The sequence below is a fragment of the Nocardia sp. bgisy134 genome (assembly GCF_057708325.1).
The window spans coordinates 20,361-42,284 of record NZ_JBYIRW010000013.1; the positions used below are offsets into that span (position 1 = coordinate 20,361).

Here is a 21,924-nt window from a genome sequence, read left to right on the forward strand (position 1 = left end):
AAAATGCTGGCAGAATCGGGCCATGGCCACACGAGCGCGCCGGGCACAGCGGCGCAACCAGGTGCTCTCCCGCGAGCAGATCATCGCTACCGCTATTGAGCTGCTCGACGGCGGCGGCGAGAGCGCGCTGACGGTCCGGGCGCTGACCGAGCGCCTGGCCACCGGAACCGGGGCGATCTACTACCAGGTAGGCGCCCGAGACGAGCTGCTGGATGCCGCGACCGAAACAGTCATCGGCACTGTGCTCGACACCGAGCCCGCCGGGGCCCGGACCACTGCGGGGGACGAGATCCGCGCCGTGGCGCTGGGCCTGTTCGACGCGATCGCCGAACATCAGTGGCTTGCCACGCGCTTGGCCCTGCAGATCACCCGCAATCCATGCGGCCCGGTGACGGTGGGGATCTTCGAGCGGTTCGGCCGGCAGGTGGGGGCACTGGGTGTGCCGCAAGCCGCGTGGTTCGACGCGACTTCGACGCTGGTGCACTACATCCTCGGTGCTCTCGGCCAGAACGCCCGTATGGACGGTGATACCTCGGGTGTCGACCCCCAGGCCGACCGCGGCGAGTTCCTCGGCGCGGTGTCGACCGCGTGGCGGGAACTCGATCCCGACGACTACCCGTTCATGCACGTGATCGCCGGCCAGATGCGTGAGCACGATGACCGCGAACAGTTCCTCACCGGCATCGCCGTCGTCCTCGACGGCATCACCAACCTGCGCTGACCCGTCGAATCCGATCGGGTCAGCGACAATCAGAGGGGAATTTCTTCATGCATGACGTCATAATCGCGGGCGCCGGCCCGATCGGACTGTTCTTGGCCGGCGAACTCGCGGTGGCCGGTTGTGCTGTCCTGGTACTCGAGCAGAACCCGGACCGGGACTCGCCGTTGAAAACACTCCCACTCGGGCTGCGTGGGTTGACCCCCGGTTCCGTCGAAGCGTTCTACCGTCGCGGCATGCTGGACGCACTGCTGAAAGCGTCCGGTGTCGATGCGGCAGCGGTCGGCGCCGTCCCCGATGCCGACCAGACCCCACCTCCCCGGAACGTGAGCCACTTCGCGGGAATAACGCTCGACGCGACCAACATCGAAACCGACGCCCTCCCGCACCGGCTGCCCAGTCCGGCGATGGAACCGATTATGACCAGCCTCGAGGCGGTCACGACGGTGCTGGCGGAGCGGGCCGCCGCGCTCGGTGCGCAGATCGTCCGGGGTGTTCCCGTCGCAGCCGTGGCCCAGGACGACGGCGCCGTTGTCGCGACGGCGGGCGGGCACGAGTACCGGGCGCGATGGCTCGTAGGATGCGACGGCGGTCGCAGCGCGGTACGCCGGCTCGCGGGCTTCGAGTTCGTCGGCACCGAGCCGCTGTTCACCGGCTACGTCGCACGAGTCACCTTCGCCGACCCGCAACAGTTGCGCCTCGGGTTCAACCTGACACCGACCGGTATGTACCTGCGCACGCCCTTCGAAGGACACCTGGGCATGATGGACTTCGACGGCGGCACGTTCGACCGCTCACAGCCGCTGACCCGCGAACACCTCCAAGCGGTCCTGCGCCGGGTCTCCGGCACCGAGGTGACACTGACCGAGGTCCACCTCGCCTCCAGCTTCACCGACCGCGCCATGCAGGTCACGACCTACCGCAACGGCCGCGTCCTGCTCGCCGGCGACGCCGCCCACATCCACTCCCCACTCGGCGGCCAAGGGCTCAACCTCGGCATCGGCGACGCGATGAATCTCGGGTGGAAGCTCGCGGCAACCGTGCACGGCTACGCGCCCGACGGACTGCTCGACACCTACACCAGCGAGCGCCACCCCATCGGCGCATCTGTTCTCGACTGGTCCCGGGCCCAGGTCGCAACCATGCAACCGGGCCCCAATGCAGTCGCCCTGCAGCGGCTGGTCCGCGACCTGATGAGCACCCCAGACGGAACCACCCACGTGTATCGGGAAACATCGGGACTGGCCTACCGCTATGGCCTGGGCAGCCGACAGCCCCTCGCCGGCCACACCGCCCCGGACTTTTGCTTCGACGACGACACTCGCCTCGGTGACCTCCTACAGCAAGGACACGGCGTCGCGCTCGACTTCAGCACCGACCACGCACTCCGGGACGCAGCCCAGGGTTGGCAAGGCCGGATCCATTACGCGGCCGGCCCGGTACACGACAACCTCGGTCTCGGCGCCGTACTGATCCGGCCCGACGGCATCGTGGCCTGGGCGGACGACCATGGCCCCGATCCCGAAGCGTTCCAACAAGCCGCGACCCGCTGGTTCGGCCGCCAGGAACACTGACCGCCCGCCAGCAAAGGCGCACGAACCCGCATCCGGACAGCCCAAGCCACTACGCCTGAGCGCCAGCGACATTCAGCGTTTTCCCCGCCACGAGCACCTCGAAGGGGCCATGAGAACCATCACCCGATCGCGATCATCGGTGAACGTCTTGGCGGCTCACCACCGCCCTGTCGGTGACGCTCCAAAATGCTGATCTCGGACCGTTTGCGGTCCTGCTGCCGCACCTGTCCACTCTGAGGATCGAGACCCTGAGTGCGACAGGGACTTCGGTGCGCATCGAGGCGAGCACCCGAGATGAGCCGGCGGCCTGTCCGGGTTGCGAGGTGTCGGCGCGACGAGTTCACAGTCGCTACGAGCGACGGTTGTCCGATACCGAGATCACCGGTCGTGAAGTGGTGATCAGGCTGCGTGTGAGACGTTTGTTCTGTGACAACAATGCTTGCAGCCGAAGGACTTTCGCTGAGGCATTACCGGCGTTGGCGGCGCGGCATGCTCGCCGCACGACCACGCTGCAACGGCTCCAGTGCGCGGTCGCGTTGGCACCGGGCGGCCGGGCCGGCGCCCGGTTGACCCGGCATCCAGCGGTGCGCCGTCTCGTCTTCGACCCGCTGACGGCCACGTAACGCCGCCACCCACCGTGGGAATCTTCGTGGCTATCGCCGGGATCGACCTGAGGGTCATGCGTGGTCCTCAGGTTTTGGGGCGGCGTCGATCTCGACCATGTGCTCCTCCGCCCACGCCCGCAGCGCGGCCAGCGGATTTTCCAGGGAGAGCCCGAGATCGGTAAGGCGATAGTGAACGCGCGGGGGAACGGTGGGTTCGACGCGGCGGGCGACCAGCCCGTCGCGGGACAGGCTTTGCAGAGTCACCGACAGCATCTTCTGCGATACGCCGGGCATCCGACGCTGCAGTTCGGCGAAGCGCACCTCGCCGGGTGCGGCCTCGGCGAGCAGCTTCACCACCATGGACACCCATTTGGTGCCGAGCCGATCCAGAAGCCGACGGGTCGGGCAGCCCGGAGCGAACAGATCCCCGCGCTGGCCTGTGCTGGTTCGGGTAGTCACCCGGAGCTCACCACCTGTATCAAAAGTGCCGTCTTGGCAGGCTACTTCAGGTTACCTACGGTCAGCTAGTAACTATTGGTAACCGGCTAGCGGAGGATCGAATGTCTCACGAACTGCCAGATCTCACAGTGCGGATGGTGGCAACCAACGGGATCGAAGCGAACGTGGCGATCGCCGGCACCGGACCGGCAGTCCTGCTGCTGCACGGCTTTCCACACACCTGGCAGCTATGGCGCGAGGTGATGGGCCCACTTGTCCGACGACACCGGGTGATCGCGCCGGACCTGCGCGGCCTCGGCGCCAGCACACGAGCACCCGACGGCTACGACGCGGGCACGCTTGCCACCGACGCCGAGGGGCTGCTCGACGCCCTGGGTGAAACCAGCGCCTCCGTCGTCGCGATCGATGCCGGTGCTCCGCCCGCGTTCCTACTGGCGATGCGGCGGCCCGAACGAGTCAACCGGCTGGTGCTCATGGAATCGCTGCTGGGCACGCTGCCCGGTGCCGAAACCTTTCTAGCCGGTGGGCCGCCCTGGTGGTTCGGTTTTCACGCGGTGCCGGGTCTTGCCGAAAAAGTCCTTGCCGGAAACGAATCCGATTACCTCGACTGGTTTCTGACGACCGGAACCCAGGGCCGCGGCATCCCCGCACAAACCCGCGATGCCTTCGTCGCCGCCTACACCGGCACTGATTCCCTGCGGTGCGCTTTCTCCTACTATCGGGCGATGCCCACCAGCGCTGAGCAGATCCGGCGGGCCGTCGACATCGCCCGGCTCACCGTGCCGACGATGGCCATCGGATCCCACCCGGTCGGAACCACACTCGAAAACCAACTCCGTCCGGTCGCCGACACCTTGACCGGGCACTTGATCGAGGACTGCGGTCACATCATCCCCCTCGACCGTCCGGCGACGCTGGTGCCGCTGCTCGTCGACTTTCTCGATTCCTGAAGGGCCAGAAACCGACCGCCGAACCTCCACTCTCCCAACGGGATTCCGTGACGATGTCCGGGCCTGACTGCTGGTGCTGCACGAAGGAGAGGATCGGGCGCGGCCTCGGGCGGAGGCGGCGTTGCACGTCTACTTCAGCCGGGCGCATGCGCCGCTGACCGAGTGGGCGAGCACTCGGTCGCACCGTCGCCGACGGTGGTGGCACCATCGACGAAGCTGTAGGCAGGAGGCGCACTCTGTGCGGGTCAGCGAGCGATCGAGATCGCGAAGGGCGCGAATCCGCTGGATCGGATCACGTGCGGTACGAACAAGATCGCGGCCTCGGCAGCCCGCGCGGTCTCGATCCCGCCGAGGTCCGTGATCCACTCCTGGTGCCAGCCGAGGTCAGCGAGAATCCCTCGGACGACCTGCTTGGCCTCCGGGTCCTTGCCGGAGAGGAACGCGGTTGGCGTCTGGGTGAGCGCGGTGGGCGCGGTCATCACCGAGTGAAGCATCGTGTTGAGCGTCTTGACGACGTGCGTCTCGGGGAGCGACTCCTGGAGTTGCTCGGCGAGGCTCGAGCCGGGGTAGAGCAGGTCGGCGGGGAGTCCGTCCGGTCCGTCGACGGTGGCGTTGGAGACGTCTACGAGGATCTTGCCGCGCAGTTCCTCGCGCAGCGCGGCGAGCCGCTCCAGCGAGCTGGCGCCCGGCGTGGCGTTGATGACGATCTGCGCTGTCCGGGCAGCGTCGGCGGCAGCGCCCGGTGAGCGGTCCGCCACGGTCACTTCGTGCCCGGCCCGGGTGAGGGCGGTGGCCAGGCCGCTGCCGACGCGGCCGCTGCCGAGGATGGTGATCTTGCTCATGGTGAACTGGTCCTCCTGAGGTTTTCTGTTCTGGTCGGTGGTCAGCGGGAGAGCGTGGCTACCGCATCGGCGTGCACGCCGGGCGCCGCTGCCAGGAAGCTGTCGCTCTCCGGGGTCCATGGGCGGCCCTCGGCGGTGGAGATCCGTCCGCCGGCCTCGGCGACGAGCAGCGCCCCGGGAAGCAAGTCCGCGCGGGCTCCGGCGAACTGCCAGAAGGCGTCGATCCGGCCGGCGGCCACGTTCAGCAGGTGCAGGGTGGCGGGCACGGCTGTCCGCACCACGAGCGCGTCGAGGAGCATCTCGGTGATCGAGGAGCCGACGCGCCGGACGACCTTCTCGTCCTCGTCCGGCCTGGCCTGGCTCGTGGCCACGATGCTCAGCCCGAGGTCCGTGGTGCCCGACACGTGCAGCGGCCGGCCGTCGAGGTGGGCGCCGGCGCCGGCGAGCGCGGTGTAGGTCTCGCCGGTCAGCGGCAGGTGGACCGCGGTGAGCACCGGCTGGTTATCGCGCACGAGGGTGGCGGTCACCGCCCACTCCGGCAGGGCGTGCAGGTGGTTGACGTTGCCTTCGGCCGGATCCACGACCCACCATTCGCCGGCAGGCAGAGCGCCGCCATCCAGCTCCTCCTCCACCCAGCGGGCGTCCGGGCGCAGGACTTCGAGGCGGGGGCGCAGGATGTCGAGAACCGTGTTGTCGTTGGCGGCGAGCGCGCGCATCAGCTCTTCGCGGGTCTGGTACTGGACCACGTCGCCGAAGCGCTCCCGCAGTGCCGAACCCGCCGTGCGTACGGCGATCGCGGTCTGTGCGAGCAGGTCGGCGTCGGAGGCGGAGCCGGTGGCTGCGGCAACACCGGTGGTCCGAATCGACTCGGGCATGGCAGTACTCCGATCTGGGCAGGGGTGATGGGGTCAACCGGGCGAGAACCATGGTCTTTTGCGCCCGCATCTCAAAGGTAGGAGGGAGAATCATTAACTTCAAGTGCATGTAAAGCACGGATAGGATGACTCTCATGCAATTGGATTTGAATCTGCTCGCCGCGCTCGACGCTCTCCTGGAGGAAGGCAGCGTGGCCGGCGCGGCCGACCGCCTGCACGTCACCGCCCCCGCGATGAGCCGAAGCCTCGGCCGAATCCGGCGCACGACGGGGGATCAGATCCTGGTGCGCACAGGGCGCACGATGACCCCGACGCCCTACGCGCTCGCCGTCCGGGAACAGGTGCACGACCTGCTGCGGCAGGTCCAGAGCGTGCTGGCGCCAAGCCGTGAACTCGACCTCGCGACGCTCGAGCGCACCTTCACGCTGCGCTGGCACGACGCACTGGTCGCCCTCAGCGGCCCCGCCCTTCTCACAGCCGTGCGCGAGCAGGCGCCGGGCGTGCGTCTGCGCTTCATCGCGGAATCGAGCATCGATACCCCCGAGTTGCGGCGCGGCGAGGTCGACCTCGCCGCGAACGCGGACCGCCCGACCGCACCCGAGATTCGCGCCGATATGGTGGCCGAGACCCAGCACGTCATCGTCGTACGGCGGGGGCATCCGCTCACCCATGTCGAGACCGTCACCGCCGCGCGGTACGCCGCGGCCGAGCACATCACCGTCTCGCGGCGCGGAAGGCTCGGCAACATCATCGATGACGCTCTCGCGCGGCTCGACCTCACCCGACGTGTGGTGGCGACCGCGCCCACCGAACGAGCCGCGTTCGAGTTCGTGCGAGGCTCCGACCTCCTCGTCACAGCCCCCGAATCCACGGCGCGTTCGGCCGCCGCAGATCTCGGCCTGGTCCTGCTCCCGCTCCCGTTCGACCTGCCGCCGGCCCCGGCGTACCTGTCATGGCATCAGCGCTATGACACCGACCCCGCACACATCTGGCTACGCGATCTGGCACGGACCGCGTTGACCAGTGCGATGAGAGGACAGGCTCAGACGGCGCGTTGACACCTGCCGACGCAGCGAACGTGACGACCTCCTACCGAAGCGGTGCAGCTGGTAAGGGCCGCGGGTTCCTGATGCTGGATCCGGAAAAAGATGATTGTTGACGACCGGCTTACCTGGTCACTCTCATGCCTTTCTGGACAAGCCAGCGTTCAGGAACCCGGAATTGTCCGGACACTCTCAACTCTTTCCGGATCGAACACACTGTCCGGCGGATCGTGTGGCCGTGATGGCGCCAAGTTAGTTCTCGCGGGCCGGACTGCGCCCGGTTGCGAGGCGTTTCTGCCCCTCGGGCATGGGCAGGACCGCCAGTGCGGTGTTGGCAATGTTCCGCAGCGTCTCCGCGTCCAGGCCGGCCTTGCCTACCGCCTCGATACCTCGGACCACCGTCAGCAGCAGTGCCGCCAACCGCTCCGGATCCGCAGCGCCATCGATGTCGCCGTGGCGCTGGGCGGCGCTGATCTCCGTCCGCAGCAGGGTCAGCAGTGCCGTCATGGTCTCGGCCGACCGTCCGGCGACCGTCGGATCATGCTGGGCCAGTTCCGCCGCGCCCTTGGCCAACAGGCACCCGCGGCGCTTGGTGTCGGAGGCGGTGTTCTCCGCCATTAGGTGCACGTATCCCGACAGCCGGGCCAAGGCCTCTGCGTCCGGGCCACCTGCCAGCCGCGCTTCGGCCACCTCAACGACTGCGGTGCACCAGTCGCCGAACACACGGTGGAACAGCTTGCCCTTGTCGCCGAATGCGCCGTACAGGCTGCCCTTGCCCAGGCCGGTCGCCTGGGCGATGTCGTCCATCCGGGTTCCTGCATAGCCCGTCGCCCAGAACTGTTCCCGGGCCCGCTCCAGGACTTGGCGTTCGTCGAATGCGCGTGGTCTCGCCATGGTCTCAGCCTATCCATTCTTGACTCGATCGTCCATTACTGCCTATGTTATGGACGATCCATTCCACAACTGAAGGGGTTCGACATGCCAGGCGTGCTGCAGGAGAAGGTGGCCGTGATCACCGGAGGGACCAGCGGGATCGGGCTGGCCATCGCCCACCGCTTCGTCCGGGAGGGCGCACGGGTCTTCGTGACCGGCCGGGACATCGACCGCCTCGAAGCGGCAGTCAAAGAGATGGGCCCTGCGGCCACCGGCGTACGATCCGACGTCTCGGTCCTGGCCGACCTGGACGCGCTCTACGCGCGAGTCCGCGAGGAGGCCGGACGCATCGACGTGCTGGTGGCCAACGCGGGAATCGTCGCGGACGCCGAGCTCGGCGCCCACACCGAGGCGAACGTCGACCTGACGCTCGCCGTCAACGTCAAGGGCCCACTATTCACCGTTCAGAAGGCGCTTCCGCTGCTGGCGGAGAACGCCTCCATCCTGGTCGTCGGCTCGAGCAACAGCGTGCGGCCCAATGAGCAACTCGAGGTCTACAGCGCCTCGAAGGCGGCGGTGAGCAACCTCGTGCACAACTGGGCCCGGCAGTCGCGGGAGCGCCGATTCCGGGTCAACGTGCTCAGCCCGGGACCCACGCGGACCCCTGGCCTGCTGGGCGCCGCGGGGCCGGACGTCGACCGGTTCGCCGAGGCCGTCGTGCCACTGGGGCGGCTGGCCGACGCCGAGGAAATCGCCGCGGCCGCCCTCTTCCTGGCTTCGGACGCCTCGTCGTTCGTCACCGGCGCCGAACTCTTCGCCGACGGCGGCTACACCCGGGCCTGAACCACGGCCGGTGGTGCGCATCCGTTCCCTCGAAGCGATGGGGCGCACTCCCGGCCGCGCGCGTGCGTCGTACGAGGCCCAGTGCGCCGGGAGCAACGAGATCGTGGCCGCGGCCTCTTTGGATGACGTCGGCCGCCATCCCGACTGCCGCTCCGGCAACGCCAACCTCCGCTGGATCCTCATCCATTCCATCTCGTCGTCGTGGAGTGCGGCGAAGGCGACCGAGTGCGCGTCGACGGTGTCGGTCTTGCGGCCGTTGCCGGTGGCGAAGACTCGCACTTGCGCGGAGAGTTCGGCGGGAACGTCGATGACGAGTTCCCCGTCGTGGACCAGGCGGTGGGCGAGGTGGCGGCCGATGCCGTTGCAGCCCTCGACTGCCCAGATCCGATCGGTGAATCGTTCTGCAGCGGTGAGCATTTGCTGATATCCGGCGGTGTCGGTGGCGTATCGGCCGGTGGCCAGGACACGACCGGTGGGGTCGATGGCTTCGACGGTGGCAGAGCGTTTGTGTGGATCCATTCCGATGATGACGGTCATCGCTGTGGCCTCCCGTGGTCTGCGGACCTGTGGTGTCCGTGCCGGGGAGGGCATTGCTAGTTCGAGCGTGGGGCAGTCCCCTTTCGAGCCACTCCGGCACGGCACCCGGTGGGAGGCAAGCCAATTAGTGAGTCACACCAATCTTGACGGCGGGCAGCCGCTGAGAGAGCGCTCCCGCCGGGCACCTGGAGCCGATCCTGGCCGGGATCAGGCCCTGGCACCAGGGTTAAGTAGCCGATGAGCGGATATCAACCGGCGAACTTCGCGGCGGCCTGCGCGGTGACCGGGGTGAAGAGGTTGATCAGGTTGCCGTCGGGATCGCGAAACAGCAACGACCGGTTCCCCCACGGCATCGTCGTGGGCTCGTTGACGAAATCCTCGACCGTATCTCGCAACCGCCGATAATCGGCATCGACGTCGGGGACCAGGAATTCGATGATCGCGGTGTGATTGTCGGCTGGGTGCGCGCTGCCCGCAGCGAACAGCGCCACGGTGCGGGTGCTTCCGATCGCGAGGGTGCCGGCCGGTGTGACGATTTCGGCGAAATCCGGTGTAGCCCAGTTTGCTTCGACGCCGGCCACGTGCTGATAGAAACTGACCAGCCGCTGGATGTCGTCAGTGATCAGACGGATCGAGACGAGCTTCATTGTGTGCTCCTGCTGTCGGATGAGGCGGAGGTTCCACCGCCGCACGCCACGGTAGAGCCGATACCGGACAGTTTCCGCCCGGTATGGATGCGAGAATTTCCCGATGACGCGCCCCACCGCCCGAGTGCTGGCCCTGCTCGAGCTGTTGCAGACCGGCGGTACTCATACCGTCGGCGAACTCGCCGGACGGCTCGGCGTCGATGAACGCACCGTCAGGCGATACGTCACACATCTCACCGACCTGGATATCCCGGTCCGATCGGTGCGGGGCCGCTACGGGGGATACCGGCTCGCTCCCGGATACCGAATGCCACCGCTGATGCTGACCGACGACGAGGCGGTGGCCGTGTTACTCGGGCTCCTCACCAGCCGCGGCGCCGACCGGCCGACAGCGGCCGCCCGCGCAGCCGACAGCGCGACGGCCAAACTCCGCCGTGTCCTACCCCCACGTCTGACGGCCTGGCTGGACGCACTGATCAACACCGTCGAATTCACCGCCGACGCGCGCCCGGAAGTGGCTGTCGAGACCGCCGTCCTGCTCCGGCTCGCCGAGGCCACCCGCGAGCACCGACCGGTCGCAATCGGGTACACCGACCGAAACGGGCGGTCCAGCCAACGGACCGTGCACCCCTACGGGCTCGTCGACCACTCCGGCCGGTGGTATCTGACAGGGATGGACAGCAACAGCGACGAACTACGCCAGTTCCGGCTGGACCGCATCACCGCGGTGAGCACACAGCCCGGAACGTTCGCTCCGCCCACCGGATTCGAGCCAGCCGCTCATCTGCTGTCCGCATTGGCCAACGCGCCCTATCGGCACGAGGTATCGATCCGAGTCCAGGGCACGCTCACCCAGGTCCGCCCGCTGCTCCCTGCGACGATCGCGACCGTGCATGAGATCGACTCGCAGCCCGCTGACACCAACCCGTGGGTCCGGATCCGAATCCGCGCCGAACAACTCGACTGGATTCCCGCCCTCCTCGCCGGCCTGAACCGACCGTTCATCATCGAGCACCCCGACACACTCAACGACGCCGTACGCGCCCTGGCCCGCCGACTCACCGCAGCCGCCGACGGCCGATACCAAACCCATAGGTAGCAGCCCGGACGCTCGGTAATGCCGCATATCGCGCGCCAGGACAGCTTGGCCCGGCGCCTCGGAGGCACGCGCGCTCATGCCAATGTCATGTCACTTCAGCCGACTCCAGACCAGCCACTGCTCGCGGTAGGCGTGCTGTTGCTCGACAGTCGAAACCTTCGACGCGGGCGCAGGCGAAAATATGTACCGGTAGCCGCGACCTCGCGACACACCTGCGATTGCAGTACGAAAAACGTTACGAAGGCCGCACCGGTAGCGGGCCCACAACTCGAACCCACCACCCATCTGACTGCTCATCGGGGTCGGCCAATACTCCGGCCGTGCGCCGACAACCAAAAATCGAAAACCACTGCGCTCCGGGAGTTTTCGCACCGCCGCGAACCCATCGAACACATCGTCGCTATCAGCGACCCATTCCCCGCCCGCCCCATCGGTCAACGTGACTCGCCACCGACCTGTTTCAAGGGCTCTCGCTGTCACCGGCCAGCGCTGGATGCGTCCGTCGGGCGAACGCACCGCCACCAGATCGCGGCATTCGCCGCGCAACTCATCAGACGTCACAAGTCCCCCTGACCACCGCCATTTCAACAGCTACCACGAGGCTGGGGGCAGGAGCCGGCCGCTGAGGACGGGACGGTCGTCGAGGTACTACCGAGGCACCCCGACGCCGAGGTTCTCTGCAAGCCTGTAGAACATTCCGCGGGACCCCAAGGGGCCGTATTCGTGTTCTTCGGGTCGGGCGCCGAGGGCCTGCATCTCGGTGTCGAAGCGGTGAGAGTCGCTGCCTGTCCGTGCGAAACGTCCGTGCTGTCGAGTCCGGTGATGAGGCGGCCGTCCTCGGCGTACTGGAACACCACTCCCGGTTTCCCGGTGGCGTGCAGCTCCAGTGCCGCGGTTTCGATCGAGGCGCGCAGCACCAGTCCTCGGTCTTGGATACCTTTCCAACTACCGTGCGCCCACGCCCATGCCCAGCTTCGGTAATGCCCTGCGGTGACCACATATCCGCCGTGTACGTAGAGAAGGTTGCCCAGCTCGTGGTGGAAGTCAGCCCGCGTATCGGCACGGTGTTTTGGTCGACGCCCATCCGCTCCAATAGCTCTCGGGCGTTGATCTGACGCGCGAAGGTGAGGCTGACCAGCGGCAGATCCGCGTCGTACATCCACCCCAGGCCACCGGTCGTGGTGTTCACGACGCCCCCGGTTCGTTGATCGCGATCAAGGTCGGAAACCAGTCCATGATCATGAAACCAGGCGTCGTCATCAGCTGAAGCAGTCACAGCGGCTGACACTGCCACGAGCCACCGACAACCATGACCGGGCCCGCGCGAGACCGTCGTCTAGAAGCGACGGCCACTCCGGCGGATAAGCCGGTTCCATGCGCCGGGCTGTTGCGGGACTCGATGGAAGTCCAACGTCTGGAAATGCCGCTGTGCGCGCGGTCATGAACGTCCGCTTCTGCCTGCGGGTTCAGGCGGTCATCGCAACGCTTGGTTGAGTGCTTCTGATGGTGTCTTGAAGCCGAGGGTTTGTCGAGGTCGTTGGTTGAGTTCGTCGGCGATGGCATCGAGGTCGGTTTGGGTGTAGTCGCGCATGTCGACGGTGCGGGGAAGGTATTGGCGGACGAGACCATTGATCCGCCCGGCTGGGGCGAGCCCACATGTGGCGAGGCGGCAGAATGTACATGCCAACGAGGGTGGGCCGCAGTGTGTCCGAAGGGGGCTCACGAATCCAACTCGGCCACAGCATGATCCGACATCGCCGGACATGCCTACCAGTGCCGAACCATGCGACTGCGGTTGCGTCTCAGCGGAACGCGGCGATATTGCGAGCGACCCAGTCCGCGAACGGGCGCGGGGCACGACCGAGGACCTGCTGCACGTGCGGGCTGATCCGCAGTTCGGAGGGGCTCGGTGAGCCGATGATGTCCAGGGTGTCATCAGCGAGTTCAGCTGGTACGAAACGGATCATCTCGGCCTTGGCCTCCTCGCGGGTGAGGTCGTGGAACCGCACTGGCGAGCCGAGCGTGGCGGCGATGGTCTCCGCCTGCTGGCGCGGGGTGATCACCTCCGGCCCGGTCAACTCGTACACGCCACCGGTGTGCCGGTCGTCGAGTAGGCAGGCCGCCGCGACCTCGGCGATGTCGGCCGGGTCTACGATCGGCACCCCGATGTCTCCGAAGGGCGCGGCGACCACCTGTCGCGTGCGGACCGATTCCATCCAGGCAAAGGCGTTGGAGGCGAAGCCACCCGGGCGCAGGATGGCCCAGTCCATGCCGGACTCTCGCGCCGCGTCCTCCACCGCGCGCATGGCGACCCGCGTTGTCCCGAGCGGCCTGGTCACCACGCCCTGCGAGGACAGCAGGACGATCCGGCGGATGCCGCTGTCGGCGGCCAGTCCGATGATGCCGGCTGGCTTGGCCCCGGGGGCATGCAGGTCGCCGGACAGCAGCAGGAACAGCGCTTTCGCCTCTGCCAGTACTGGTTTGAGGCCCGTCGGCTCAGCGAGGTCGACAGTCACGTGCCGCACGCCGTCCGGTACGGCCACCGTGTTCCGTGACACCGCCGTCACCTGTTCACCAGCCTCGGCCAGCGCCCGCGTCAACGGTCGGCCGATGTTGCCGGTAGCCCCGGTCACCACAATCATGTTCAGCTCCTTTGTCGGATGTGCACTGTGGACATGACGCTAGGAGCCGGGCTGACAATTAGTAAGGACATACCTTTGAGTAAGCTCATGACATGGTGGGAGGTGCGCAGCCAGCACAGGCCGAGGCGGGCAAGCGGTATGAGGTGTTTCACACCGACTGCCCCGCGCGTGATGTGCTCGACCACATCACCAGTAGGTGGGGAGTCTGGGTGCTGATCTCCCTGCGCGGCAACGACCTTCGGTTCTACGAGCTGCGCGAGAGCATCCGCGGCATCAGCGAGAAGATGCTCGCCCAAACCCTGCGCGCGCTGGTACGGGACGGCCTGGTCTGGCGCGAGGTCGAGCCGACGACCCCGCCCCAGGTCACCTACGGCCTCACCCAGTTCGGCCGAGACATCGGCGAACCGCTCGAGGAGCTGTTCGACCGGATCGGCCGCAGCCGTCCTTGACTCTCGCGGGCATAGGTGCCCGGTCGATGCTGGTGTACACGCGCGTACGAATACGGCTCGGCGAGCGTTCGCGAACGCACGCACATGCCGCGATCCGCGCGATCCTGAGGGCAGGGCGCCAGCCGCCGAACACACTCAACTGCCGCCTACAGCGATGAGCGAAGCGGCCACGTCGTGGTAGCCGGCGGGCCAGACCGGTTGCGGCTCAGAACATCCGGTAGTGCCGATCAGCGGATCTCGACCACCACTTTGCCCAGGGCGCGTCCCGCACCGACGTGTGCCAGCGCGTTCGCGGTCTCGTCGAGGGGGAAACTGCGGTCGATGTGGATACCGATCCGTCCCGCGACACACGACTCCGCGAGGGGTGTGAAGTGCGCGGGCCCTTCCTTTACCGCGAGGACGCCGAGCCCGCGGCCGGTCACCATTCCGGCGACCACTCCGACCGTCGTCAACCGCAGCAACGCGCGCGTGGTGCCGCCCACGCAGCGGTACCGGCCGCCACGCGCGACCGACCTGCGATAAGCGAAGACCGACCGGTGGGCGACGAGGTCGAGTACCCGGTCGTACGGTCCGGTTCGGGTGAAGTCCTCAGCGCGATAGTCGATGACCTCGTCGGCGCCGAGCGTGCGCATGAACGCCAGTTTGGCGGCGTTGTCCACCCCGGTCACATGCGCCCCGGCACTCTTGGCCAACTGGATCGCAAACGCTCCGGAACCGCCGCCCGCTCCGTTGATCAACACCGACATACCGGCTGCGATGCCGGCCGTGCCCTGCAGTGCGATCGCCCCCGCCTGTGGCAGCGTCGACGCCTCGGCGAAGCTCAGCGACACCGGTTTGTGAGCCAGCGCCGATTCAGGAACCACCGCATATTCCGCGAACCCGCCCTTGAGCATGAGATTGTCGCCGTAGACCTCGTCACCCGGTGCAAATAGTGTGACCTCGGAGCCGACGACTTCGACCCGTCCGGCGATATCGGATCCGAGAACCGGGCGTCTGGGTGCCCGGAGCCCGCCGATGCGCGAATACAGCGGCGTCCCCCGCAGTGTCTCCCAGTCGGAGAGGTTGATCGACGTCGCGTGCACTTGGACGAGCACCTGTTTCGGCCCTGGGGAAGGCGCTGGGACCTCCACGATCGACAGCACCTCGGGGCCGCCGTAGCGGTCGTACACGACGGCCCTCATGCGATTCCAGCACCGAGGATCGAGCGACAGCCTGACACACGACAAACTCTAGTCGGCGGGCCGCCCCGCGACCGGCGAACTGTGCGTCGGCATTCGGCGCGACTCGCCGAACCCTCTCCCGCAAACCAGCAACGTCCTGTATTACCGCGTGACGCGCGGGTCCGACAGGCCACGCGAAACACCCCAAAGATTAACGGGCCGAGACTATCTCGACATCCACCAACGCACTGAAATGCCGATGACCAGATCTGCGGCTCGATGTAATCCGTTGGTGGACACTGCAGTTCGCACTACGGTCTACCAGCTATGGACGTCCCAGTACCTGATTGCGCCACAGCCCGGATCGACTGCGTAACAATCGACTCCGCAGACCCAACTCGACTTGTCGACTTCTGGGGAACACTGCTCGGCTACGTTCGCCTGGAGAACTTCACCGCCTCCATCCGCATCGGCCCGTCGGACGGTCGTGGCCCGGTGCTGCTCTTTACTCCTCAGCAACCGGCACCAACGTCGAAGAATCGGCTCCATTTCGATTTGCGCCCACACGATCGCGAGGCGTGGACAGGGCTCTCGCGCTCGGCGCGACCCGAGCCCAGTGGGGTTCGACGATCGAATCATGGACAGTGCTTGCGGACCCGGAGGGCAACGAATTCTGCGTTCTGCAGTCGGAGCGTGACTACGCCGCCTTCGCAGCTCGCCGACGAGGCGAAGCCACCGTCGCCCCGACGGATGACTGACGCGCAGCCGGCGCGCCTGGCGCTGAAACGCAGCATAATCAGCGTAAGGCGTTTTGTGTCAAGCGGTTCCACTAAGTATGCCGATGTGCGGACCTTCATGAACGGGAGTGCTGGATTTGTGGCTCTTCACAGTCGAGGGTGTAGTCGGGGGTCCGCTGCCCCGCCGCAAGGGAGGCGGAGTGATGCTCCTCGGTCGGCGGTTGATGTCGCTGACGAACACAAAGTCTCGTGAAAACGCGTCACAAACTGCCGTGACACGTGCGGGCCGGTTAGTCTTCTGACCGGGTGAGCTATGGAGCGTAGGGGAAGGCGGGGCCACCGAACATGACGAGTAACCTTCAAACGACGCGAGATCAACGAGCGGGCACCACCAACCTGGCGGTCGGTGTAATCAAGGCGATGCGACCTCGGCAATGGATCAAAAACGTGCTGGTGGTCGCTGCACCGTTGGCGACGCTCGGTGGCCACGTGCATTACGACTACCGCGACGTCCTCTACAAGGCCGGCATCGCATTCGTCGTGTTCTGTTTGGCGGCGTCATCGATCTATCTGATCAACGACGTACGCGATGTGGACGCAGACCGGCAACACCCGACCAAGCGGTTGCGGCCTATCGCGGCTGGCGTTGTCGCGCCCACGCTGGCGTACGCGATCGCTGTCGGGCTGATTGGTACTTCGTTGGCTATGGCACTGGTCACCGTGCCAGCGCTCGCACTGGTGATTGCGGTCTATCTCGTGATCCAGCTCAGTTACTGCTTCGGCCTCAAACACCAGGCGGTACTCGATATCGGCATCGTCTCCTCGGCCTATCTCATCCGCGCGGTCGCCGGCGGCGTGGCGACCGGTATCCCGCTGTCTCAGTGGTTCCTGCTGGTGATGGCGTTCGCGTCGCTGTTCATGGTGGCAGGCAAGCGCTACGCCGAACTCCAGCTCGCCGAACGCACCGGCGCCAAGATCCGCAAATCGTTGGAGAGCTACACCGGCACCTACCTGCGATTTGTATGGACGATGTCGGCTACTGCCGTCGTCGTGTTCTACGGGCTGTGGGCGTTCGAACGCGACGGGCATTCCGGGCAATGGTTCGCGGTATCGATGATCCCGATCACCCTCGCGGTCTTGCGGTACGCCGTAGACGTCGACAGCGGGACTGCCGGCACACCTGAAGACATCGTCCTGCGCGACAGGGTGCTGCAGCTTCTTGGTGCTATCTGGATCGCGACCATCTGCCTCGCAATATCGGTTGCTTGAATACGTTCGCTTGGCCCCGTTGGCTTCGCAGATGATGGTGTAGAAAGCGCCAGGCGCGTCGCTGGCTCGGCAAGACCGTGGTCTTCCGACGATCGAGGTTCACACGCCGCCGATCCGGAAGACTCGACCTTGTCTGACGGACGCTACCTGCTTCGCCTGCCCCGACCTGACCACGTTCTGCCGCGTCGACGAACTCGGCTTGCAGGTCGTCGGGCAGCGACTCGACACCGATCGCGCGGTGCTGGCCTGCCGGGTCGTCGACCCCGACCAGTGGTGTCGCCGATGCGGTTGCGAGGGATCACCACGCGACAGCGTGACCCGGCAGCTGGCGCACGAGCCGCTGGCGTGGCGACCCACGACGCTGCTCGTCACGGTCCGCCGCTACCGATGCTCCGGGTGCGGACACGTGTGGCGCCAGGACACCAGGCGCGCGGCCGAGCCGCGGGCCAAACTCTCGCGCCGCGGCCTGCGGTGGGCATTGGAGGCGATCGTGTGCCAGCACCTGACTCGAAATGCCTCCTGGGCGCTGACTGAATCGGCCGACCCGGTTGGTGGTGGAACTGAGAGAGGAATTCTGAGCTGTTCTTCGTGCTGCTCAGGCGACATGGAGTACGTAGTGCGCACATCTTGCCGGGGTGAGATATCGGTTACACACTCCTCAAATGCCCGCATATTGAGACGGAGACGCAATGTCGTCTCTCCCCTGCCACAGCCCCATGATTCGGCGCGACGAGAGCGGGGATCGTGGTTGATCGGCTAGGCAGTGGTGGAACAGCTACCACCGGTCCGCGGAACCTGGACACCGAGTCCAGCGCGGACGGAGGTCCCCAGAACGGTCTTCAACCACATTGCCATCACCAAGTCGGTATAGGCATCCTGAAATGCCGATGAGCGGTCGAATCGGCCCTTTGATCCCTGGGTTCACGCAGCAGAACTGGCACTGACAGGGGCGTGGGTCGGTGTGTCCGAGAATAGGCTTCGGGCAAAGATGAGCAGGACCATTGCACCCGAGCGTCAGTGCGTCAGGGTATGTGGTTGACCAGGGAGTTAGCGATGCGCTGGGCATCGTCGCAGGAGTTGAATCCGTCGGTGCCGCCCTGAGGGTTCCAGATTCGTGACGCCAAGAGCAAAATGTCACCACCGAAAGACGCCGGTACCGCGATGTAGCACCCGAGCTTGTGAGTGTCTTGCGCCGCACGGAATTGCTGAGATTTACGGCCGGCCACCGTGACCGAACTGAAGTCGACGTACTTACCGGTCTGGCGCAGCTCACCTACCGGCATGCCATAGGCCGTGACGTAGAACTCGAGCGCGTTGTCGGCGGTCTTCCATTTGCAGGACTTCTCGGTGGGGAAACCGGGATTCGAGATCGGTTGCTCGCTGGCGACGTTCAAGCCCGCACTCGCGAGCGCGGAATCGGGAGTGTCACAAGGGTTCCAGCTGCCGGCGGGCCGATCCGTGTCCGTGCCCGGCGCCGCCGTCGTGGACTCGGACGCGACGGTCGTCGCCGGGGCTGGAACCGATGTCGGCGCCGCTGTGGTCGCGGTGACTGCATTGGCCGAGGTGACCGTGTTGTTCGGGGTGCTCGGCGCGGACGTGCTGTCATTCGAGGCGGGACCACATCCGGCAAGCAGCAGTGCGGCACCGAGTGCCATCGTTGCGACGCTGATCGATCGCGTTGTCGTACGACTCATGAATGCATATTCGCGCCTCGGAACAGGTTGTTACACAGGATCATTGCAGAGCTGAAGACATCAGAAAGTCAGCAGTCCACGTGTTCCGCCGCCAAAAGGTGCTGATCATCTCCGATTAGCCGGCTATCTGCGCGCCGCTTACGGGTCGAGCCGAGCAGATCGGACCGCGGCCTGCCGAACGCATGCAAATGCCGATTTCAGGATGGGTCGAGCTGTCCCTGGCCGGCTTCTACCGTGTGCGGTTGCGCTGTGGCCCAGGCGCGGAACGCGACCACCCACTCCCGCCCTGGGGACGGGATAGCGGGCGGGGATTTCGGGTGCCGATCCGACGCGTCAGGTGAGCCGGTCCGGTCCGGCCTCCTCGGGTGCCTCGGGGCTCTCGAGCGACGCCGTGATCGCCGCTCCGGGGGCTGCACTGACCTTGTGGCCGTTGGCTATGGCCCAGGCTCTGATCGCGCTGCTCGCGGCGCTGTCTTCCGGGCTCACCTGCGGCGTCCAGCGGCCATACCGCACGCTTTCAGCGCTCATCCCGTGTGCGGTGAGAAGCCGCGAGAGCTGTTCGAACTCGGTCGGTGTCACGAAGGCCAGGTAGTAGTTTTGCCCGGATTCCAGCGACGCCAGGACAGTACCGAGGGCGAAGGCGTGCTCACCGATCTGTTCGAGGAACGCTTCGATGTAACCGACGCGATCGTCGGCTGGCACGACGAAGGTGGCGGCCCAATCCCAGGGCAGCGCTGTGGGATAGGAGCTCAGCGATGTCAACTGCTCGCGGACAGACTGGAGATCGGCCTCGCGGGAGATGACCGCCATATCCGCGGTCCCGTTTGGAGATTCGGCGTCGCGAAACGATTCGGCGCCGTCAGGGGTGAGGTGTGCCCGTCGTTGGGCCATGATGGCCCGCACGCGGAACTCGGCATCGGGTTGCCGGCGGGCCCAGTCATGGGAGTAGGCCGCGTCCTGCGAGGTCTGGCGCACTATGCGGTCCGGTTCGGGCGGGGCGGGCCAGAACTGTAGGAGGTAACGGTCCTGTAGTGGCTCATCGTCGAGCCTGACGTCCTTCTCCCGTGCCTGGTCCATGCCCTGCGCGCAGTACCGCACCCGGTAGTCGAGCCCTTCTTTCAAGTCCAGTTCCCAGGAGTCCTCGCCTGCCCACTGCACCAGGAAGCTTCGATCCGAGAGCGGGTAGAAGGAGACCTCCACGACGTCTTCCCATGCCGGATCCAGCGGAGGAGCCTGGCCGCGCACTTCGACGGTGAAGCCGACGTCGCCGGTGTGCAACCCGGTGTGCAGGAAAAGTGCGCCGGGTACCGCGGCGCCGCACAGTCCTGAGTTCTGTCCGGCGAACGCCTCGTGCATGCGCGGGCCGTAGCCCCCAAGGGCACTCTCGACATAGATCTGGCTGTAGGAGACACCTACCTCGCCATCGAGCCTGAACACTTCTCACACCATCCCAACCGGCGAGAGCCCACCATCGCCGGGCCGCGAGGCCCCAAATAGCGAGGGGGCGTTCATCTCAGCAGGGTCGGTGCCGACCAGCTCGAGGGCGAAAGGGCCGTCAGGAGTGTGGTGCGGTCTGGTTCGGGAACGGGTCATGCACGGCAGCGTAGAGAAGCCCACTGACACGGGGCTCCCGAACTTCGCGGCATGAACATTCTGAAGCGGTTCACAGAATGCGGCATTTGCTCGGTGCGCATCGGCGACCGCCGACCGGGCGGCCTCGCAAGGGTTCTCAGAGCAGCTCAGGCAGGATCGGCTCAACGCATACAACGCCTTTGCGGACGCTGCGGTCGAGTATCGAAGCGCGGAGAACGACCGATGGTTTCGCCTCCAGGAGGGCGATGACGGAGCTACTCGATCGGCCGAACAGACTGCTCATTCGAAGCGAACCGTGGCCCGAAGTACGCTCCTTCGCATCGGCTTGCCGACGAACGACACGCGATTGCGAGAGCTCGGCAGCGAAGCCATTCAGGTATGCAGGTCGATCTCGCGCGCGAATAGTCCCGAACAGCGGGAAGAGCGCGGTGATCAAGCCAAGGCTCTGATCGATACATTCGTCGAGCGCGCCGCGGCTCAGGTTCAGTCTCCGTCAACCCAACGGCGAGTACCGGATACATCGACTGGTGGGCGCGGGCCCGCGACGTGGTGGCCTTCCTCCGGGTGGATGCGGCGCGCCCAGCGGTTTCCCCGGCCGCCCAAGCCCTGATCGAGAAGCTGTCGGCAGCCAGCCACGAGTTCCGCCAGATCTGGGTCGAGCACGACATCAAGGCTCCGGAGCACGGCAGCCACCGATACCGGCATCCGCTGATCGGCGAGCTCGAATTGATCTACGAGACACTCCAACTGCCCGGCCATCCCGACCTCGCTTTGGTCGTGCACACCGCAGAGGAGGGTTCCCCCGCCCAGGAAGCCCTCCGCATCCTGATGCAGTAGTCCCCTACATCGCCGCACCGTCACACTGGGCCGCGTGGCCCACCCCGATGCCCGCACCCTTACCCTCGATACGATCGCGGCGGCCCATCCGCTCGACCAGGTGACCAGGAGGAGCAGATGAACGCCACCGTGCTACGGACCGGCCTCGGCATGGCGGCCGCCGCGCTGCTGCTGGCGGGCTGCACCGATATCGAACGGGCCCTCAACAAGGGCGGCGACACACCGTGCAACGAGTACGTCACCCAGGATCCCGACACCAAGCGCATGACGATCACGAAGTTCGTCAAGCAGCAGACCGGGGACGACCGCGAGCCCGCGGGCACCGTCGTCGACGCCACCATCATCTCCGTCGACCTGCTCTGCGCGACCCAGCGCAATGCCGAGACGCCGATCAAGAACGCCGACGTGGCGGGCATCTTCCTCAACAAGTAATCCGCACGCGATGCCGTCACGCACGGTGTGCCCGCCGGTCGGCTCC

The 21,924-nt window shown here is 66.3% G+C and carries 21 protein-coding genes and 5 pseudogenes; 15 read left to right on the forward strand and 11 right to left on the reverse strand.

Features of this window, described 5'->3' with window-relative positions; all coding sequences use genetic code 11:
• Positions 1–22: 22 nt before the first annotated feature.
• The 3 genes from AC3ERS_RS22515 to AC3ERS_RS22525 all read left to right on the forward strand — a co-directional run bounded on the left by AC3ERS_RS22515 (position 23) and on the right by AC3ERS_RS22525 (position 2,915).
• Complete coding sequence (locus AC3ERS_RS22515; protein WP_431970045.1) at positions 23–721, forward strand: TetR/AcrR family transcriptional regulator; 699 nt, start codon at positions 23–25, stop codon at positions 719–721.
• Positions 722–768: 47 nt separating this feature from the next.
• The gene (locus AC3ERS_RS22520) at positions 769–2,292 is read left to right on the forward strand and encodes an FAD-dependent oxidoreductase (RefSeq protein WP_431970046.1); all 1,524 of its coding nucleotides are present in this window, start codon (positions 769–771) and stop codon (positions 2,290–2,292) included.
• A 269-nt stretch (positions 2,293–2,561) separates the two neighbouring features.
• Positions 2,562–2,915: a transposase family protein gene (locus AC3ERS_RS22525; protein WP_431970216.1), complete on the forward strand. Its 354-nt coding sequence runs from the start codon at positions 2,562–2,564 to the stop codon at positions 2,913–2,915.
• A gap of 54 nt (positions 2,916–2,969) precedes the next feature.
• On the opposite strand, the gene AC3ERS_RS22530 is transcribed toward AC3ERS_RS22525, so the two are convergent.
• On the reverse strand, positions 2,970–3,356 hold the full coding sequence (locus AC3ERS_RS22530) for a winged helix-turn-helix transcriptional regulator (protein ID WP_431970047.1): 387 nt from the start codon (positions 3,354–3,356) through the stop codon (positions 2,970–2,972).
• 134 nt (positions 3,357–3,490) lie between these two features.
• On the opposite strand from AC3ERS_RS22530, the gene AC3ERS_RS22535 reads away from it, so the two are divergent.
• Positions 3,491–4,306 (forward strand): alpha/beta fold hydrolase, encoded by an 816-nt coding sequence (locus tag AC3ERS_RS22535; protein WP_431970217.1) that lies wholly within the window; start codon positions 3,491–3,493, stop codon positions 4,304–4,306.
• Positions 4,307–4,551: 245 nt separating this feature from the next.
• Here AC3ERS_RS22535 and AC3ERS_RS22540 read toward each other — a convergent pair whose 3' ends face one another.
• Both AC3ERS_RS22540 and AC3ERS_RS22545 read right to left on the reverse strand, forming a co-directional pair.
• Positions 4,552–5,148, reverse strand: coding sequence for an NADPH-dependent F420 reductase (locus AC3ERS_RS22540; protein WP_431970048.1), 597 nt, complete (start codon positions 5,146–5,148; stop codon positions 4,552–4,554).
• Positions 5,149–5,189: 41 nt separating this feature from the next.
• Complete coding sequence (locus AC3ERS_RS22545) at positions 5,190–6,023, reverse strand: inositol monophosphatase family protein (RefSeq protein WP_431970049.1); 834 nt, start codon at positions 6,021–6,023, stop codon at positions 5,190–5,192.
• 134 nt (positions 6,024–6,157) lie between these two features.
• Between AC3ERS_RS22545 and AC3ERS_RS22550 the strand changes: the two genes are divergently transcribed.
• Positions 6,158–7,081, forward strand: a complete 924-nt coding sequence (locus AC3ERS_RS22550; protein ID WP_431970050.1) for a LysR family transcriptional regulator — start codon at positions 6,158–6,160, stop codon at positions 7,079–7,081.
• Positions 7,082–7,318: 237 nt separating this feature from the next.
• Here AC3ERS_RS22550 and AC3ERS_RS22555 read toward each other — a convergent pair whose 3' ends face one another.
• Positions 7,319–7,960: a TetR/AcrR family transcriptional regulator gene (locus tag AC3ERS_RS22555; protein ID WP_431970051.1), complete on the reverse strand. Its 642-nt coding sequence runs from the start codon at positions 7,958–7,960 to the stop codon at positions 7,319–7,321.
• A gap of 84 nt (positions 7,961–8,044) precedes the next feature.
• Here AC3ERS_RS22555 and AC3ERS_RS22560 point away from each other — a divergent pair, with 84 nt between their 5' ends.
• Both AC3ERS_RS22560 and AC3ERS_RS22565 read left to right on the forward strand, forming a co-directional pair.
• The gene (locus tag AC3ERS_RS22560) at positions 8,045–8,782 is read left to right on the forward strand and encodes an SDR family NAD(P)-dependent oxidoreductase (protein ID WP_431970052.1); all 738 of its coding nucleotides are present in this window, start codon (positions 8,045–8,047) and stop codon (positions 8,780–8,782) included.
• Between the two features lie 37 nt (positions 8,783–8,819).
• Positions 8,820–8,966, forward strand: a pseudogene (locus AC3ERS_RS22565) (hypothetical protein); the annotation flags it as partial.
• Between the two features lie 62 nt (positions 8,967–9,028).
• Here AC3ERS_RS22565 and AC3ERS_RS22570 read toward each other — a convergent pair.
• Positions 9,029–9,373 (reverse strand): annotated as a pseudogene (locus tag AC3ERS_RS22570) (IS110 family transposase); the annotation flags it as partial.
• 194 nt (positions 9,374–9,567) lie between these two features.
• On the reverse strand, positions 9,568–9,966 hold the full coding sequence (locus tag AC3ERS_RS22575; RefSeq protein ID WP_431970218.1) for a VOC family protein: 399 nt from the start codon (positions 9,964–9,966) through the stop codon (positions 9,568–9,570).
• A 103-nt stretch (positions 9,967–10,069) separates the two neighbouring features.
• Between AC3ERS_RS22575 and AC3ERS_RS22580 the strand changes: the two genes are divergently transcribed.
• A complete protein-coding gene (locus AC3ERS_RS22580) occupies positions 10,070–11,065 on the forward strand; it encodes a helix-turn-helix transcriptional regulator (protein ID WP_431970053.1) in 996 nt (331 codons plus the stop codon).
• 90 nt (positions 11,066–11,155) lie between these two features.
• Here the strand turns inward: AC3ERS_RS22580 and AC3ERS_RS22585 are convergent, their stop codons facing one another.
• Together AC3ERS_RS22585 and AC3ERS_RS22590 are read right to left on the reverse strand one after the other, a co-directional pair.
• Positions 11,156–11,626, reverse strand: coding sequence for a hypothetical protein (locus AC3ERS_RS22585; RefSeq protein WP_431970054.1), 471 nt, complete (start codon positions 11,624–11,626; stop codon positions 11,156–11,158).
• Positions 11,627–12,867: 1,241 nt separating this feature from the next.
• Positions 12,868–13,707, reverse strand: a complete 840-nt coding sequence (locus tag AC3ERS_RS22590) for an SDR family oxidoreductase (RefSeq protein WP_431970055.1) — start codon at positions 13,705–13,707, stop codon at positions 12,868–12,870.
• Positions 13,708–13,799: 92 nt separating this feature from the next.
• On the opposite strand from AC3ERS_RS22590, the gene AC3ERS_RS22595 reads away from it, so the two are divergent.
• Positions 13,800–14,156, forward strand: coding sequence for a winged helix-turn-helix transcriptional regulator (locus AC3ERS_RS22595; protein ID WP_431970056.1), 357 nt, complete (start codon positions 13,800–13,802; stop codon positions 14,154–14,156).
• 227 nt (positions 14,157–14,383) lie between these two features.
• Here AC3ERS_RS22595 and AC3ERS_RS22600 read toward each other — a convergent pair whose 3' ends face one another.
• Positions 14,384–15,337 carry an NAD(P)-dependent alcohol dehydrogenase gene (locus AC3ERS_RS22600; RefSeq protein WP_431970057.1) on the reverse strand — a complete coding sequence of 318 codons (954 nt, stop codon included), beginning with the start codon at positions 15,335–15,337 and terminating at the stop codon, positions 14,384–14,386.
• Between the two features lie 306 nt (positions 15,338–15,643).
• Here AC3ERS_RS22600 and AC3ERS_RS22605 point away from each other — a divergent pair.
• The 3 genes and pseudogenes from AC3ERS_RS22605 to AC3ERS_RS22615 form a co-directional block, all read left to right on the forward strand.
• A pseudogene (locus tag AC3ERS_RS22605) lies at positions 15,644–16,074 on the forward strand (VOC family protein).
• A gap of 324 nt (positions 16,075–16,398) precedes the next feature.
• A complete protein-coding gene (locus AC3ERS_RS22610) occupies positions 16,399–17,322 on the forward strand; it encodes a decaprenyl-phosphate phosphoribosyltransferase (RefSeq protein WP_431970058.1) in 924 nt (307 codons plus the stop codon).
• Positions 17,323–17,455: 133 nt separating this feature from the next.
• A pseudogene (locus tag AC3ERS_RS22615) lies at positions 17,456–17,830 on the forward strand (ISL3 family transposase); the annotation flags it as partial.
• A 514-nt stretch (positions 17,831–18,344) separates the two neighbouring features.
• Here the strand turns inward: AC3ERS_RS22615 and AC3ERS_RS22620 are convergent.
• Together AC3ERS_RS22620 and AC3ERS_RS22625 are read right to left on the reverse strand one after the other, a co-directional pair.
• A complete protein-coding gene (locus AC3ERS_RS22620; RefSeq protein WP_431970059.1) occupies positions 18,345–18,977 on the reverse strand; it encodes a DUF3558 domain-containing protein in 633 nt (210 codons plus the stop codon).
• Between the two features lie 372 nt (positions 18,978–19,349).
• Positions 19,350–20,453, reverse strand: a complete 1,104-nt coding sequence (locus AC3ERS_RS22625; RefSeq protein ID WP_431970060.1) for a hypothetical protein — start codon at positions 20,451–20,453, stop codon at positions 19,350–19,352.
• Positions 20,454–20,781: 328 nt separating this feature from the next.
• Between AC3ERS_RS22625 and AC3ERS_RS22630 the strand changes: the two are divergent.
• The 3 genes and pseudogenes from AC3ERS_RS22630 to AC3ERS_RS22640 all read left to right on the forward strand — a co-directional run.
• Positions 20,782–21,081, forward strand: a pseudogene (locus AC3ERS_RS22630) (hypothetical protein); the annotation flags it as partial.
• On the forward strand, positions 21,066–21,446 hold the full coding sequence (locus AC3ERS_RS22635) for an MmyB family transcriptional regulator (protein ID WP_431970219.1): 381 nt from the start codon (positions 21,066–21,068) through the stop codon (positions 21,444–21,446). The pseudogene AC3ERS_RS22630 and the gene AC3ERS_RS22635, both read left to right, overlap by 16 nt.
• A 117-nt stretch (positions 21,447–21,563) precedes the next feature.
• Positions 21,564–21,878 (forward strand): hypothetical protein, encoded by a 315-nt coding sequence (locus AC3ERS_RS22640; protein WP_431970061.1) that lies wholly within the window; start codon positions 21,564–21,566, stop codon positions 21,876–21,878.
• The last annotated feature ends 46 nt before the right edge of the window (positions 21,879–21,924 follow it).

What these genes read in the sequence shown, in the direction of transcription:
- AC3ERS_RS22515 (WP_431970045.1), top strand. Translation starts at nt 23, where the DNA reads ATGGCCACACGAGCGCGCCGGGCACAGCGGCGCAACCAGGTGCTCTCC.
- AC3ERS_RS22520 (WP_431970046.1), top strand. Translation starts at nt 769, where the DNA reads ATGCATGACGTCATAATCGCGGGCGCCGGCCCGATCGGACTGTTCTTG.
- AC3ERS_RS22535 (WP_431970217.1), top strand. Translation starts at nt 3,491, where the DNA reads ATGGTGGCAACCAACGGGATCGAAGCGAACGTGGCGATCGCCGGCACC.
- AC3ERS_RS22540 (WP_431970048.1), bottom strand. Translation starts at nt 5,148, where the DNA reads ATGAGCAAGATCACCATCCTCGGCAGCGGCCGCGTCGGCAGCGGCCTG.
- AC3ERS_RS22545 (WP_431970049.1), bottom strand. Translation starts at nt 6,023, where the DNA reads ATGCCCGAGTCGATTCGGACCACCGGTGTTGCCGCAGCCACCGGCTCC.
- AC3ERS_RS22550 (WP_431970050.1), top strand. Translation starts at nt 6,158, where the DNA reads ATGCAATTGGATTTGAATCTGCTCGCCGCGCTCGACGCTCTCCTGGAG.
- AC3ERS_RS22555 (WP_431970051.1), bottom strand. Translation starts at nt 7,960, where the DNA reads ATGGCGAGACCACGCGCATTCGACGAACGCCAAGTCCTGGAGCGGGCC.
- AC3ERS_RS22560 (WP_431970052.1), top strand. Translation starts at nt 8,045, where the DNA reads ATGCCAGGCGTGCTGCAGGAGAAGGTGGCCGTGATCACCGGAGGGACC.
- AC3ERS_RS22575 (WP_431970218.1), bottom strand. Translation starts at nt 9,966, where the DNA reads ATGAAGCTCGTCTCGATCCGTCTGATCACTGACGACATCCAGCGGCTG.
- AC3ERS_RS22580 (WP_431970053.1), top strand. Translation starts at nt 10,070, where the DNA reads ATGACGCGCCCCACCGCCCGAGTGCTGGCCCTGCTCGAGCTGTTGCAG.
- AC3ERS_RS22590 (WP_431970055.1), bottom strand. Translation starts at nt 13,707, where the DNA reads ATGATTGTGGTGACCGGGGCTACCGGCAACATCGGCCGACCGTTGACG.
- AC3ERS_RS22595 (WP_431970056.1), top strand. Translation starts at nt 13,800, where the DNA reads ATGGTGGGAGGTGCGCAGCCAGCACAGGCCGAGGCGGGCAAGCGGTAT.
- AC3ERS_RS22600 (WP_431970057.1), bottom strand. Translation starts at nt 15,337, where the DNA reads ATGAGGGCCGTCGTGTACGACCGCTACGGCGGCCCCGAGGTGCTGTCG.
- AC3ERS_RS22610 (WP_431970058.1), top strand. Translation starts at nt 16,399, where the DNA reads ATGACGAGTAACCTTCAAACGACGCGAGATCAACGAGCGGGCACCACC.
- AC3ERS_RS22620 (WP_431970059.1), bottom strand. Translation starts at nt 18,977, where the DNA reads ATGGCACTCGGTGCCGCACTGCTGCTTGCCGGATGTGGTCCCGCCTCG.
- AC3ERS_RS22640 (WP_431970061.1), top strand. Translation starts at nt 21,564, where the DNA reads ATGAACGCCACCGTGCTACGGACCGGCCTCGGCATGGCGGCCGCCGCG.